This window comes from Pantoea allii, assembly GCF_002307475.1.
Taxonomy (GTDB): Bacteria; Pseudomonadota; Gammaproteobacteria; order Enterobacterales; family Enterobacteriaceae; genus Pantoea; species Pantoea allii.
Map to the genome: position 1 here is coordinate 49,162 of NZ_NTMH01000020.1, position 13,890 is coordinate 63,051.

The 13,890-nt window shown below is 52.7% G+C and carries 13 protein-coding genes; 7 read left to right on the forward strand and 6 right to left on the reverse strand.

The window, feature by feature from the left end:
* Positions 1-128: 128 nt before the first annotated feature.
* Entirely contained in the window at positions 129-992 is an 864-nt protein-coding gene (locus CMR03_RS06950; RefSeq protein WP_096011156.1) for a MurR/RpiR family transcriptional regulator, read from the reverse strand.
* A gap of 370 nt (positions 993-1,362) precedes the next feature.
* On the opposite strand from CMR03_RS06950, the gene zwf reads away from it, so the two are divergent.
* Positions 1,363-2,838: a glucose-6-phosphate dehydrogenase gene (gene zwf, locus CMR03_RS06955; protein WP_063879888.1), complete on the forward strand. Its 1,476-nt coding sequence runs from the start codon at positions 1,363-1,365 to the stop codon at positions 2,836-2,838.
* Positions 2,839-3,025: 187 nt separating this feature from the next.
* Positions 3,026-3,664, forward strand: a complete 639-nt coding sequence (locus CMR03_RS06960; protein ID WP_096011157.1) for a bifunctional 4-hydroxy-2-oxoglutarate aldolase/2-dehydro-3-deoxy-phosphogluconate aldolase — start codon at positions 3,026-3,028, stop codon at positions 3,662-3,664.
* Positions 3,665-3,711: 47 nt separating this feature from the next.
* On the opposite strand, the gene purT is transcribed toward CMR03_RS06960, so the two are convergent.
* Positions 3,712-4,890: a formate-dependent phosphoribosylglycinamide formyltransferase gene (gene purT, locus CMR03_RS06965; protein WP_096011158.1), complete on the reverse strand. Its 1,179-nt coding sequence runs from the start codon at positions 4,888-4,890 to the stop codon at positions 3,712-3,714.
* A gap of 171 nt (positions 4,891-5,061) precedes the next feature.
* On the opposite strand from purT, the gene CMR03_RS06970 reads away from it, so the two are divergent.
* Both CMR03_RS06970 and CMR03_RS06975 read left to right on the forward strand, forming a co-directional pair.
* A complete protein-coding gene (locus CMR03_RS06970; protein ID WP_096011159.1) occupies positions 5,062-5,706 on the forward strand; it encodes a tellurite resistance TerB family protein in 645 nt (214 codons plus the stop codon).
* A gap of 116 nt (positions 5,707-5,822) precedes the next feature.
* The gene (locus CMR03_RS06975; RefSeq protein ID WP_096011160.1) at positions 5,823-7,895 is read left to right on the forward strand and encodes a prolyl oligopeptidase family serine peptidase; all 2,073 of its coding nucleotides are present in this window, start codon (positions 5,823-5,825) and stop codon (positions 7,893-7,895) included.
* Here CMR03_RS06975 and exoX read toward each other — a convergent pair.
* Both exoX and CMR03_RS06985 read right to left on the reverse strand, forming a co-directional pair.
* On the reverse strand, positions 7,879-8,547 hold the full coding sequence (gene exoX / locus CMR03_RS06980) for an exodeoxyribonuclease X (protein WP_096011161.1): 669 nt from the start codon (positions 8,545-8,547) through the stop codon (positions 7,879-7,881). The two genes, CMR03_RS06975 and exoX, sit on opposite strands and share 17 nt — an antisense overlap.
* A 2-nt stretch (positions 8,548-8,549) precedes the next feature.
* A complete protein-coding gene (locus CMR03_RS06985; RefSeq protein ID WP_019105100.1) occupies positions 8,550-8,780 on the reverse strand; it encodes a DNA polymerase III subunit theta in 231 nt (76 codons plus the stop codon).
* A gap of 150 nt (positions 8,781-8,930) precedes the next feature.
* Here CMR03_RS06985 and copC point away from each other — a divergent pair, with 150 nt between their 5' ends.
* From copC to CMR03_RS07000, 3 genes are read left to right on the forward strand one after another with little or no spacing between them, the layout of a single operon-like run.
* The gene (copC, locus tag CMR03_RS06990; protein WP_096011162.1) at positions 8,931-9,305 is read left to right on the forward strand and encodes a copper homeostasis periplasmic binding protein CopC; all 375 of its coding nucleotides are present in this window, start codon (positions 8,931-8,933) and stop codon (positions 9,303-9,305) included.
* Between the two features lie 4 nt (positions 9,306-9,309).
* Entirely contained in the window at positions 9,310-10,185 is an 876-nt protein-coding gene (copD, locus tag CMR03_RS06995; protein WP_096011163.1) for a copper homeostasis membrane protein CopD, read from the forward strand.
* Between the two features lie 27 nt (positions 10,186-10,212).
* Positions 10,213-10,560, forward strand: a complete 348-nt coding sequence (locus CMR03_RS07000; protein ID WP_063879880.1) for a YebY family protein — start codon at positions 10,213-10,215, stop codon at positions 10,558-10,560.
* Positions 10,561-10,915: 355 nt separating this feature from the next.
* Here the strand turns inward: CMR03_RS07000 and CMR03_RS07005 are convergent, their stop codons facing one another.
* Positions 10,916-12,460 carry a methyl-accepting chemotaxis protein gene (locus CMR03_RS07005; protein ID WP_096011164.1) on the reverse strand — a complete coding sequence of 515 codons (1,545 nt, stop codon included), beginning with the start codon at positions 12,458-12,460 and terminating at the stop codon, positions 10,916-10,918.
* Positions 12,461-12,937: 477 nt separating this feature from the next.
* Entirely contained in the window at positions 12,938-13,651 is a 714-nt protein-coding gene (locus CMR03_RS07010; RefSeq protein WP_096011165.1) for a GntR family transcriptional regulator, read from the reverse strand.
* Positions 13,652-13,890 lie beyond the last annotated feature (239 nt).

Consider the following 13,890-nt stretch of genomic DNA (forward strand, 5'->3'; position numbering starts at 1 on the left):
TACTGAGACTCACCAAGGAAGTCATCCCCTGGACGGCTTTAGCGAAAGCTTAATTGACCAGACGCAAGCCAGGTCGCTTTTTCGCACAGGCTACGCGCCAGCCAGATGCTGCCCGACCAGCCGGTGAATCAGGAGATATCGTTATCGGCGATAGCGGTTTTGTCGTAGCGCGAGGCCTTCAGGGCTTCTTTAACCCGCTTCAGGTTCTGCCGGAAGGATGGCCCCCGTTCCAGCGTAAATCCGGTAGCCAGCAGATCGATCACGGTGAGTTGAGCCAGTCGCGAGACCATTGGCAGATAGATATCGGTGTCCTCCGGCACATCGACGAGCAGCGCCAGCGTGGCGTTAAGCGCCAGCGGCGAGCCTGCTGACGTGATGGCGATAACGGTAGAACCGTTGGCGCGCGCGAGCTGCGCCAGCTCGACCATATTGCGGGTGCGCCCGGTATGGGAGATCAAAACAAACACCTCGTTGTCGCGGCTGTTGATACAGCTCATGCGTTGCATCACCACATCGTCTGACCAGATAACCGGCAGGTTAAACCGCAAAAACTTGTTGAAGGCGTCATGCGCTACCACGGCGGACGCACCTAAACCAAAGAAGGTAATTTTATCGGTACGCGTTAAATAAACCACGGCCTGTTGCAGGGCAGCAAGATCGAGGCTGTCCCGTACCCGCTGAAGACCGGCCAGGGCGGAATCGAAGATTTTCTCGCTGTAGCGCTCAACGCTGTCATCTTCCTGCACATCCCGACTCAGCCAGTTAGGTGACTTCACCAGGGCCTGGGCAAGCTGAAGTTTAAAGTCGGGGAAACCCGCCGTGCCCAGGTGTCGGCAAAAGCGGTTTACCGTGGGCTCACTGACCTCGGCTGCCCGAGCCAGCGTGGCAATACTGGAATGTATCGCTTGCTCAGGTGCGGCGAGAATATGGTGTGCCACTTTACGTTCTGACTTACTGAGCACAGTCATCTGCGCACGAATTTTATCCAACATAGTCCTGACCTGCTAAGCATGGCGTATCTGTTAAAATGAATAATTGCTGTTGTTACAGTTAATTAACAGAGAATATACCCTGCCTGACCGACAGGGGCGCAAGGTCTGATAAGTCTGCAGCACTTTTTTTTGCGATAATCAGGCCCACGCTGGATTTTTGCCAGACAATATTTGACACAGAAAAATAGAGGAAAGCGCACGGGTCAACCTACCTCAGATGCTAATTGGGTGCAGAGTTAGCGTCGTGACGCCGCTGGCTGGTTTACCTGGCCTGGGGAAAAAAGTACATTGTGCTGAAAGAACATGACAACGTGGACCCGGTGCTCAGGACGCAACGCCACCGGGACAATCCTGCAACGAGGAGAGGAAAATGGCGGTAACACAAATAGCCCAGGCATGCGATCTGGTAATTTTCGGCGCCAAAGGCGATCTCGCCCGTCGTAAACTATTGCCCTCGCTGTATCAGTTAGAAAAAGCGGGCCAGATTCATGAAGAAACCCGAATCATCGGTGTGGGCCGGGCTGAGTGGGATAAAGCTGAATACACCAAAGTGGTGCGTGAAGCGTTAGAAACCTTCATGAAGGAAAAGATTGATGAAGCGCTCTGGGACAAGCTCAGCAGCCGTCTCGACTTCTGTAATCTTGATGTGAATGATACCTCGCATTTCCCACGACTGGGTAAGATGCTGGATCAGAAAAACCGTACCACCATCAACTATTTTGCCATGCCGCCAAGCACCTTTGGTGCCATTTGTCAGGGACTGGGCAAGGCGAAGCTGAATGACAAGCCGGCGCGTGTCGTGATGGAGAAACCGCTGGGCACCTCGCTGGAAACGTCAAAAGAAATTAACGACAGCGTGGGCGAATATTTCGACGAGAGCCAGGTTTTCCGCATCGACCACTATCTGGGCAAAGAAACGGTGCTGAACCTGTTAGCCCTGCGATTTGCCAATGCCATCTTTGTGAATAACTGGGATAACCGCACGATCGATCACGTGCAAATTACCGTGGCCGAAGAAGTCGGTATCGAAGGCCGTTGGGGCTATTTTGATAAAGCTGGGCAGATGCGCGATATGATCCAGAACCATTTGTTACAGGTTCTGACGATGATCGCCATGTCTCCGCCTTCCGATCTCAGTGCCGACAGTATTCGCGATGAGAAAGTGAAAGTGCTGCGCTCGTTGCGTCCAATCGATCAAACCAACGTCCGCGAAAAAACGGTGCGCGGTCAGTACACGTCTGGCTTTGTGCAGGGCAAGAAGGTACCAGGCTACCTGGAAGAAGAAGGCGCGAATAAAACCAGCGCTACTGAAACCTTTGTGGCTATCCGCGTGGATATCGATAACTGGCGTTGGGCAGGCGTACCTTTCTACCTGCGTACCGGTAAACGTCTCCCGACAAAGTGTTCAGAAGTTGTGGTGTATTTCAAAAACCCTGAGATGAACCTGTTCAAAGATTCCTACTCTCAGTTACCACAGAATAAACTCACTATTCGTCTGCAGCCTGACGAAGGTGTTGATATCGAGATCCTGAACAAAGTGCCAGGCCTGGATCATAAACATAAACTGCAAACCACTAAGCTGGATCTGAGCTACTCAGAAACCTTCAACCAGTCTCATCTGGCGGATGCCTACGAGCGCCTGTTGCTGGAATCCATGCGCGGTATTCAGGCGCTGTTTGTGCGTCGCGATGAAGTGGAAGCCGCCTGGACGTATGTGGATTCGATTATCGATGCATGGGCCGCAGATGGCGATTCATCCAAGCCTTATCAGGCAGGGACGTGGGGGCCGGTTGCCTCCGTCGCCATGATTACCCGTGATGGTCGTTCCTGGAACGAATTTGAATAAATGTCTCAGCCCGCCGCGTGCGGGCTTTTTTTTGCACTCACTCTCAAAAATGAACTGCCGTTTTAAAAATCTCAACTGGCAATAGACGGATAAACCGTGAATCCTGTATGGTAGTAGCGCTGTTAACAGGGCTGACGCTGTGTTTTCTCCGGCGTGCCGCTCCCAATGTTATGCATCAGGGGATGTGATGAAAAACTGGAAAACGAGTGCCGAACAGATTCTGAAAACCGGACCGGTCGTGCCGGTAATTGTGGTTAATAAACTGGAACATGCGGTTCCTATGGCGCAGGCGCTGGTCGCAGGCGGCGTCAAGGTGCTTGAGGTGACGTTACGCACCCCCGTGGCGATGGAGGCACTGCGTGCCATTATCAAACATGTGCCTGACGCCATTGTAGGGGCCGGCACCGTGCTTAACCCTCAACAGCTGCAGGAAGTCACAGACGCGGGTGCTCAGTTTGTGATCAGTCCGGGTATTACTGAGCCGTTGCTCAAGGCTGCGGTGGAAGGCCCGATCCCGCTGATTCCTGGTATTAGCACGGTGTCAGAATTAATGACGGGTATGGATTATGGTTTGCGGGAATTCAAATTTTTCCCGGCGGAGGCCAACGGCGGGGTAAAAGCGCTGCAGGCTATCGGCGGGCCTTTCCCTCAGGTCCGTTTCTGTCCGACGGGCGGTATCTCACCAGCGAATTACCGTGACTATCTGGCGCTGAAAAGCGTGCTTTGCATCGGCGGCTCCTGGCTGGTGCCCAACGATGCACTGGAAGCGGGTGACTGGCAACGCATTACCCAACTGGCGCGTGACGCCGTCGCTGGCGCGAAGTAAAGCAAGTCAAAAGTGTGCGGTGAGTCCTGGACTCACCGCAAACGGTATTAACCCTGAACGCTGACTGCTGCCGCGCTGGCGACCGCGCGCGCAACGGCTTCTTCGGTTGTATCAGCACAGGCCAGGGCGACGCCTAAACGGCGCTGGCCCTCAATGTCCGGTTTGCCAAACAGGCGCAACTGTAAACCTGCACCCAGCGCGGCTTCCACATTCACGAACTGCACATTCTGGCTGGTTAACTGCGGCAGGATCACGGCTGATGCAGAAGGGCCGTACTGACGAATGGCACCAATGGGCAGACCAAGAAAAGCACGAACGTGAAGGGCGAACTCAGACAGGTCCTGTGATATCAGCGTCACCATACCGGTATCGTGCGGCCGGGGTGAGACTTCACTGAATACCACGTCATCGCCACAGACAAACAGCTCCACGCCGAACAGTCCATAGCCACCTAAGGCTTTTACCACGGTTTCAGCGATATGCTGAGCACGTTGCAGTGCCAGTTCGCTCATCTGTTGAGGCTGCCAGGATTCGCGGTAATCGCCGTCTTCCTGACGATGGCCAATGGGCGCACAAAAATGAATGCCGTCAACGGCACTGATGGTCAGCAACGTGATCTCAAAATCAAACTTCACCACGCCTTCGACGATAACGCGTCCTGCGCCCGCACGGCCACCTTGCTGGGCATAGTCCCAGGCTTTTTCCAGCTGGCTGGCATCCCGGATAAAGCTCTGACCTTTACCTGAAGAGCTCATCACCGGTTTAACGATGCATGGAAACCCTATCTCGGCGGCGGCAGACACAAAATTATCTTTACTGTCGGCAAAACGGTAGCTGGAGGTAGGAAGCACCAGCTCCTCTGCCGCCAGACGACGAATGCCCTCGCGGTTCATGGTCAGGCGCGCGGCGCGTGCGGTGGGCACCACGTGCTGGCCTTGCTGCTCCAGCTCCAGAAGCTTATCGGTCGCGATAGCTTCAATTTCGGGCACGACAAAGTGAGGCTTTTCCTGCGCGATAACGGCGGCCAGTGCATCGCCATCCAGCATGTTAATCACATGGCTGCGATGGGCAACATGCATCGCAGGCGCATCGGCATAGCGGTCAACCGCGATCACTTCCACACCCAGACGCTGACATTCCAGCGCAACTTCTTTGCCCAGTTCACCTGAGCCCAACAGCATAACGCGCGTTGCGGCAGGGCGCAGCGCAGTTCCGAGAGTCGTCATAAATCCACCTAAAATCAAAGCAGTCAAAATGCGCGCGCAGTATATACGAAAACGTTTGCGTTCTCACCCCTTCTGCTTTTGAGGCAGGGTTTGCGCTACTTTTCCTGCTCTGACGTTTCCTGACATCTTTTTGGTAATGATGATGTTTCCGAATGGTAAAGGGAGTGAACGATGAATAACTGGCTGCAACAGATTCAATCGCTGCTGGCTAAAAAAAGCAGCGATGGCAAATCCAGCGGTGGATTGAGCGATATGTTGGCTCCGGGTGCACTGGGTGGGCTGGCAGGCATGCTGGTGGCCAGCAAATCATCCCGGAAGTTGTTAACCCGCTACGGCGGCAAAGCATTGATTATCGGCGGCGGTGCAGCAGCAGGGGCTGTACTGTGGAACAAATACAAACAACGGGTGCGGGAAACCCATCAGAATGACCCCGGCTTTGGCGAATGGCAAACGCCTGTGGATCAGCGGGCAGAACGTCTGGTAACCGCTCTGGTCTTTGCCGCCAAAAGTGATGGTCATATCGACGATCGGGAACGCGCAGCGATTGAGCAAAATATTCATCAGGCAGGCTACGGTCAGGATGCCGAAACGCTCATCCAGCAGGCTATGCAGCGACCGCTGGACCCTGAGTGGCTCGCCGCTGATGTCAAAAATGAAGAAGAGGCACTTGAACTCTATTTTCTGAGCTGTGCCGCCATTGATGTGGACCATTTTATGGAGCGCAGCTATCTATCGGCACTGGGCGATGCGTTAAAAATCCCACAGGATGTCCGTGATGGCATTCAGCAAGATATCCTCCAGCAGAAAGCCAGCTAATCCCGTACAGGGCCGCCACATGGCCCTGAATTAATTAACAATGTTCGTACTTAACTTGGCATCTGATTACATTAGTGCCACGCTTAGTGTTCATTACATTCAGCGGGACGGATGACATGAAAGCACCGAGCGCAAAAAAAATACCTTATGAACTCTCGTTGCATGGCGAGACGCGCGTTGATAATTATTACTGGTTGCGTGATGACAGACGTGAAGACAGCGACGTACTGGACTATTTGCGCGCTGAGAACAATTACGGCCAAAAAATCATGGGTTCACAGCAGCCCTTACAGCATCGTATTCTGCATGAAATTATCGACCGCCTGCCACCGCAGGATCACTCCGTACCTTACGTGAAAAATGGCTATCGCTATCAAAGCCGGTATGAAAGCGGCAATGAATACGCTGCCTATTACCGACAGCCAGCCGCCAGCGAGGAGAGCGAGGCGTGGACGTTGCTGCTGGATGCGAATCTGCGTGCGTCGCACAGTGATTTTTACACCATGGGCGCGCTGCACATCAGCCCGGATAACCGGGTAATGGCGCTGGCAGAAGACTTCCTTTCCCGGCGTCAGTACGGTATCCGCTTTCGCAATCTGGATAACGGCAGTTGGTATCCAGAGGTGCTCAACGATGCGTCCTCCAGCTTCGCGTGGGCCAGCGATTCGCGCACGCTCTATTACGTACGTAAACATCCGCAAACCCTGTTGCCTTACCAGCTCTGGCAACATGAGTTGGGCACGCCGCAGAGCGACGACCGGTTAGTGTACGAAGAAAAAGACGATACCTATCACCTCAGCATCCATAAAACCACATCGAAACAATTCATCCTGGTCGTGCTGTACAGCACCAGCAGCAGTGAAATTCAGCTGATTGATGCCAATTTCCCGGACGCTATTCCACAGGTTTTTTTGCCCAGACGGCGCGATCACGAATACAGTCTCGATCATTATGACCATACGTTTTTTATACGCTCGAATCGCGATGGGAAAAATTTCGGCCTGTATCGCAGCCGCTATCTGGAGGAGTCACGTTGGGAAACCGTGATCCCGGCGCGCGACCATATTGTGATGGAAGACTTTCAGCTCTTCCGTGACTGGCTGGTGGTGGAAGAGCGCCAGCGTGGGCTGACCAGCCTGCGGCAAATCAACTGGCAAACGGGAGAAACCAGCGGCATTGCGTTTGACGATCCCACCTACGTCACCTGGCTGGCATACAACCCCACGACCCGCACCAGCAAGCTGCGCTATGGTTATTCGTCAATGACCACGCCCGCCACGTTGTTTGAACTGGATATGGACACGGGCGAGCGCCGCATTTTGAAACAGAGTGCGGTAAAAGACTTTAATCCGGATGATTACAAAAGCGAGCACCATTGGATCACCGTCTCTGACGGGACAGAAGTACCGGTCTCGCTGGTGTACAACCGCAAGTATTTCCAGAAGGGGCAAAACCCGATGCTGGTTTACGGTTACGGCGCCTATGGCAGTAGCATGGACGCTGATTTTAGCGTCAGTCGCCTCAGTCTGCTGGATCGGGGTTTTGTCTATGCACTGGTGCATGTGCGAGGCGGCGGGGAGATGGGACAGCAGTGGTATGACGGTGGTCGACTGCTGAATAAAATGAACAGCTTCACCGATTTTATCGATGTGACGAATGCGCTCGTGGCTCGCGGATTCGGTCATTCAGACCGGCTTTACGCGATGGGCGGAAGTGCGGGGGGATTACTGATGGGCGCGATCATTAATCTGGCCCCAACGCTTTATCATGGCGTGGTCGCACAGGTGCCTTTTGTCGATGTGTTAACCACCATGCTGGACGAGTCTATTCCTCTGACGACCGGAGAATATGAGGAGTGGGGGAATCCCAATGAGGCGGAATACTACCGCTATATCCGGCAATACAGTCCTTATGACAATGTTGAAGCAAAAACCTGTCCCCACCTGCTGGTGACAACCGGATTGCATGATTCACAGGTGCAATACTGGGAACCGGCTAAGTGGGTGGCAAAACTGCGGGAGCATAAAACGGATGACAATCTGCTGCTGCTCTGTACCGACATGGACTCAGGGCACGGCGGCAAGTCCGGTCGATATAAGGCTTATGAAGGCGTAGCCCTTGAGCTCACCTTCATTGTCGCCCTTGCGCAGGGCAGCCTGCCACCGGCAGATCTTACGGAAGCTGACTAAGACACTTACGCAGCGCCTGCCGCAATGGTGGGCGCAAATCTTTTACGTTATCCAGCATCCATTTCAAATAACCCGGATCTTTACGGGCAATCACGACCAACGCCTGACCACGATACTTGCCAAATGGCAGCACATCATCACGTTGAGCGGCAGGCTGCGAGCGTTGACACATTTCTTCCGCATTCCAGCCGGAGATTTCCATAATCCTGATGAGCAGGGCGGCCGTGACATAGCAGTCGTAAAGTGCCCGGTGGGCATGTAACTCCGCAGGCGGGGTAACTTCCAGCTTAAGGCTATGGCGCAGCGCCTGATTGCCATATTTGATGCCCGGCCACAGCTGACGTGCCAGCGTCATCGTGCAGATCCACTCGCCGTGCATTTCCGGCAACATCCGGCGATCGAAACTGGCGTTATGTGCCACATAAAAGGCACTGCCGTGATAGCGGGCGACGGCCTCTTCAATCGGCGGTTTGCCGATGACCATGGCTTCCGTAATGCGGTGCACGGCCATGGCCTGGCGACTGATTGGCCGGTCAGGTGACACAAGATCGCTCATTGGATTGACGATCTGGCCGTCAACCACATCGACCGAGGCAACCTCCACCACGCCGCCTTGCAGCCCGCAGGTTTCTGTATCAATTACGCGTAGCATCATTATTTCTGTTTAGGCTCGTAGGGCAGGCGTGACAAGTTGAGAGAGGCCTGACGGTAATGCATTAAACGCTGACGAAACCAGTCGCGCAGGGCTTCTGGTTGTTCATTCGCGACCATTTCAGCCACGACAGGCATGTTATAGCGCTCTTTAAACGCAACGCCTGCCGCCGCCAGATCGACATTAACTTTGTCTTTCTCTTCCTGCGACAGCAAGGCAAGGTTATGACTCATGATGTTCTCCCGATAAACGTGGCCAAACGGAATGTTTTCCTCCGCATAGCGCAAGGTACAGGATAGCATTGCTGGCCTCGACAGTTAAATCGCTGCGGCGTATTCTTGCGCCACGCTCGTGGCCTTAACGACAGCTAACAGGATGATGTGATGAACAAAACAGCGATTTCTCGTGTGGTAATCGGCCTGGTTGCCACTGGCACCCTGGCTTTTAGCCAGTTCGCGCTGGCCCATGCGCATCTGCAGTCTTCGACGCCTGCAGCCAACGCGGCGGTTTCACCCGCCCCACAGAACATTACGCTGACCTTTACAGAAGATGTGGAAGCGGCATTCAGTGGCGTTGAAGTAACCAATGCACAGCATAAAGCCGTAGGCGAAAAGGCCCGGCTGGATGGCAAGCAGCACAACCGCCTGCTGGTGGATTTTGCCCAACCGCTGGCGCAGGGCAGTTATCAGGTCAACTGGCACGTGCTGTCCGTGGATGGGCATAAGACGCACGGACGTTACGCTTTTACCGTGAAATAAATCTGTGACCCTGTTGTGGCTGGTGCTGCGCGCGCTGCATTTCACGGCGTTGATATTGCTGGTGGGAAGCACCTTTTATACCACGCTGCTGGCACCTGCTGCGTTTCGGCCATCACTGGCAACCCGTCTGTTTCCCTTGCTGAAGGCAAGCGCCTGGCTGGCGCTGTTAACGGCGTTGGGGATGCTGGCCACGCAAAATGTGCTGATGAGCGGCGACTGGCACAATCTGTCAGACATGTCTGTCTGGTTGGCGGTGTTCTCAACCCGCTGGGGATCGGTATGGCAATGGCAGCTACTGTTTGCGCTGTGCGGCCTGGCCGCGATAAGCCTGCGCGGGCGGCTACGTCAGCAGGTCTGGTTGTTGTCTGGCCTGCTGCAGACCGGCTCCCTGGCGCTCACCGGCCATGCCGCAATGCGCGAAGGTATAACCGGACTGCTGCAACAAGGTAACCACGCAGTACATTTAGTCGCCGCCGCCTTCTGGGCGGGCGGGTTAGTGCCGATACTGGTGCTGATGCGAGTGGCACGTAATATTGAATTCCGGACTGATGCCATCCGAACCATGATGCGTTTTTCCCGTTATGGTCACATTGCTGTAGCCTTAACGATCGTCACCGGTGTGATTAACAGCCTGCTGATTGCCGGGTCGCCAGTAGACTGGCATCTCAATGATTATGTTGTACTGTTGTTGTGCAAGGCAGGGCTGGTGTCACTTATGGTGCTGATTGCGCTCTGGAACCGTTACTGGCTGGTCCCGCGCTTTCATGTTGCGGGCCTTGCTGCGCAACGTCTGTTTATTCGTATGACTCAGCTGGAAATTGTGCTGGCATGCGGCGTAGTGGGGTTGGTCAGCGTGTTCGCCACGTTGTCGCCAACCTGATTGATAAGAACCCGATAAAGGTAAGTTATGTTGCTGAAGAGAGCGATCCCCACACTGCTGTTATTAACGCTGGCTGGTCAGGCGCTGGCGGCGCAAATCATCACCGTCAGCCGTTTTGAAATTGGCAAAGACAAATGGCCATTTAATCGTGAAGAGGTGATGTTAACCTGCGAGAAAGACGGATCGCTGTTTGCCATCAATCCCAGTACTCTGATGCAGTATCCGCTCAATGATAAAGCGGATGCCCAGCTCAATGCTAAGCGGGTGACAGCGCAGCCCATCAGTGTGATTCAGGCACCCGATAAAGCACATCCGGGTCAGATGATGAGTCTGCAACCGATTGTTGAACGCGCCCAGGCGCTCTGCACCCAATAAGACTCAGGGCACGGTGACGTGCCCGAATCACCGCAAATTTGTCTTACCGGTCACAAACCTGTCGGGTTTATGGACTGAGCCGCTGCGCTGGCTGGAAAATCTACAGGGTTGTCCTACGCTTTATTAGCAAGGCGAGAGCCTCTATCAATACCAACTTTTAGCGCACGGCTCCTTGAGAGCCATTTCCCTGGACCGAATACAGGAATCGTGTTCGGTCTTTTTTTGCCTTTCTGCACGCTACATGACGGCGCAGATTGTCTGATATGTTATCCACCCGACAGCACCCGGCCCCCGCAACCGGAGGGCCGAAACGTAACCGGCGCGGTCACGTTTCATTGCCTTGTGCTAAAGGGCGTTACACCTGGAACGCTGCAACCATGCCGCGCAGGGCGTGTGCCTGTTCAGAAAGTGACTGTGATGCCGAGGAGGACTCCTCAACCAGTGCGGCGTTGTTTTGGGTAACGCTGTCCATCTGACTCACGGCGATGCTGACCTGCGAAATCCCCTGCATCTGTTCGGACGAGGCCAGAGAGATCTCATCCATTGCCGTTGCCAGTTCACCCACCATGTTAACAATCTTCAGAATACTTTGACCGGTTCCACTCGCGACTGTCACACCGTCTGCAACCTGTTGAACGGCCTGTTCAATCAGCGTTTTTATTTCCTTGGCGGCGATAGCACTACGCTGGGCCAGATTTCGGACTTCCCCTGCCACTACGGCAAAACCGCGACCCTGCTCTCCGGCCCGCGCGGCTTCAACGGCGGCATTAAGCGCCAGAATATTGGTCTGAAAAGCAATGCCTTCAATGACGCCGGTGATATCACGGATCTTTGTCGCACTGTCTGAAATCTCTTTCATGGTTTCCGACATCCGTTGCATATCTGCCTCGCCACGCTGAGCCAGATTGGCTGTCTCGCGCGCTGATGTCGCTGTGTGCTGTGCCCCAGAGGTATTGCTCTTCACTGTCGCGGTTAACTGCTCCATGCTGGCAGCGGTTTCCTGTAAGGCGGCAGCCTGCTCTTCAGTACGGGAAGAGAGTTCGGTATTGCCTTGTGCGATTTCATCGGCGGCCAGCGCGACGTTAGCGGAAGAGCTTTTGATCTCTGAAACCAGGCTGCGGAGCCTGGCCTGCATACCGTCAAGGGAGGCCAACAGGCTTGAAGTATCGTTACGACGCAGTAGCACTGCGGAGGTCAAATCACCGTTGGCAATCGCAGCCGCAATAGACTGGGCCTGAGCAGGCTCGCCCCCTAACTGACGCATCAGCACACGGGTGATAATAAATCCGGTGACGACTGAAAACACGATGGAAAGCAGGCCCAGGATAACCAAAATGAGCGTTGAGGTTCGGGTTGAACGACTGTTATCTTCGACTGATTTACGGCTGTTATTCAACTGAACGGTAGTCATTTCGCTAAGAGAACTGAGAAGTGCACGTTGAGCAGGACGCACCGTTACCATCAGGTAATTTATGGCTTCTTGTGAACGGTTATCCAGACCAAACTGACCGGCCTTTTCCAGACCTGAGAGCACCTGATCTTCATTGACCTGAAGTTTTTCCAGCGCGGCACGCCCGGCGGCCGTGGAGTCCGTACGCATGATGGTTTCAAGGGCTTCACGATTTTTTAAATAAGCCGCTTTTTGCAGTTTCAGCCGCTCCCACTCAGGCTGCATTGCTTTGATATCGGTAAGAAGCGCGAGGTTTCTCGCTGCAATAGCCATATCTCTCAGTTCATCTCGCATATCAACGGCGAGTTGATATTTGCGCATCTTAACATTGACCGCATCATCCATACCGGCACTGGCGGAATTAAGGGCTTTGAAAGAAATAACAATACAAATAATAAAAAGCAGAATTAACAGGCCAAAACCTATTGCCAGACGCGTTGAGATTTTCATCGTAGAATTCCTGAAAGTTAAGTTCAGGGTTCTTATCGGCAGAAAATATATAAAAAATTAATAAAAATGCACATTTTTGAAATAATAAAATCTGTATGTAGGGTGAAAGTTTCTGGGGGAATGGTCCTTTAAAAGGACTTATAAATTTAATTAACCAATTGAACGTGGCTGATGATAGGGAGGAGGATAATTTTTACAAAGCTATTATGCAGCACAGCAGTGGATCGCTAAAGATGTGCCACGAGGAAAGAACTGCATTTTCCTTAATTTGAAATAAGTGCCCCCATTTTCCTTATGCGTGACGCTTTTGTTAAATTAACAGACAAGTTTATCCGATCGCCTGCTACATTAAATTTAACGACATTTTAAAATGTGTTAACGAAACTCTGTCTCAAAAACTAAACTGCGATTCGAACCGGTGATTTTCTTTCACGGGAGTGAAGCACGCTCGCGCCTTGATGAAGACTGCTGATAGCTTTAGTCACTCAACCCGGTGCGTCGTAAATGATAGTTAACCTGGTAATCGTAGGTGTTTCTGTACATCACTGCATAGTTGATAAATGCGCCCGTATTGCTGTATGAAAGCGAATCGACTCTGAGTAGCAGTGTTTTCTCAGCGATATTCATGAGGTGCGACAGGCGCTTATCTGATAAAACCGGGCTCAAAGATTCGTAATTGCCCTCTAAAACAATGCCACATTCCTGCTCGATATAGTCAAATTTAGATTTTTCCAGATGGGCCAGGGTAAGATCAGGAAATGTTTTAACTGGCATATAACTTTCTTCAAGCATCAGCAGCTTTTCATCAACATATCGTAACCGACGTGAGAAAAAGAGGCGTTCACCACTGTTTATGCGTAACTGACTGGCTACGGCGGGAGGCGCGGCGATTAATTCAAATGCCAGAACTTTACTAATAACCTCCTTTCCCTGCAGACGTAATACCTCAGCCAGCCCGGTGAGCGAACTGGTTTCATGACAAATATCCTTTCCTGAAACGTAGGTTCCGCTGCCATGTCGTCGCTCCAGCAACCCTTCACTGACCAGCAAATCTATTGCCTTACGTAGGGTCATTCTCGCCACGCCAAATTCTGTGGCGAGCACTTTTTCAGCCGGTATAACACTACCGACTGCCACGTAGGGTGAATTTAACCGGAGACGAAGTTTGTCAGCAATACATTTATAGATCACTTCTGTACCTCCTGGAATGGCGACATAACCGCCAACATACGTAGCATAACGTTAAGGCGTGCAGGGGTTATAAATAAACTCAATTTTTATTTTTTTTAACCGCACGGCAAGATGTCTGGTTATTACCATGAAAATAGACATCATGATTAAAAAATAAAACCATGAGGGTGCTCACAAATTCGCCAGTGACCACGTATGTCAGGTGAGCTATTGCCTTATTTTGACTGCGGTTACATTGA